This is a genomic window from Pseudoalteromonas sp. T1lg23B (genome assembly GCF_002964665.1).
GTDB lineage: Bacteria > Pseudomonadota > Gammaproteobacteria > Enterobacterales > Alteromonadaceae > Pseudoalteromonas.
Genome location: NZ_PQBZ01000038.1, coordinates 1 through 550, shown reverse-complemented (window position 1 = coordinate 550; position 550 = coordinate 1). Strand labels below are relative to the sequence as shown.

Sequence of the window (550 nt, the reverse complement as noted above, 5' to 3'; positions counted from 1 at the left end):
CTGGATAGAGTACCTGGCTACGAACCAGGCGGTCGGAGGTTCGAATCCTCCCGCGTCCGCCACTTTTCTCTAAGTGGTTAAATATAGAGACATTGGAAAATGTAACATTCAACGACGGACGCGTAGCTCAGCTGGATAGAGTACCTGGCTACGAACCAGGCGGTCGGAGGTTCGAATCCTCCCGCGTCCGCCACTTTCTCAAAGTGGTTAAATATAGAGATATCTTTAAGAGATATAAAATTTTAAATGACGGACGCGTAGCTCAGCTGGATAGAGTACCTGGCTACGAACCAGGCGGTCGGAGGTTCGAATCCTCCCGCGTCCGCCACTTTTCTCTAAGTGGTTAAATATAGAGACCATACAACCCAAAACAGTTTCGGGTTGATAATCAAAGACTGATTTCAACTTCGCCAGAAGTTAATATTGAATACTAAAGTAGATGCTAACTAATCAAATGAATGATTAATTGGCATTGTTTTACTTTTGAAAACTCTTTATAGATACGAATATCTATAAGAATTTAATTATCAGCTTTTCCAAATTTTTAAAG

The 550-nt window shown here is 41.6% G+C and carries 2 tRNA genes; both read left to right on the top strand.

The features are described 5' to 3' along the window. Window positions 1–116 precede the first annotated feature (116 nt). A tRNA-Arg gene (locus tag C2M32_RS16330) sits at window positions 117–193 on the top strand. A 58-nt stretch (window positions 194–251) separates the two neighbouring features. After that, window positions 252–328 (top strand) — tRNA-Arg (locus C2M32_RS16325). The last annotated feature ends 222 nt before the right edge of the window (window positions 329–550 follow it).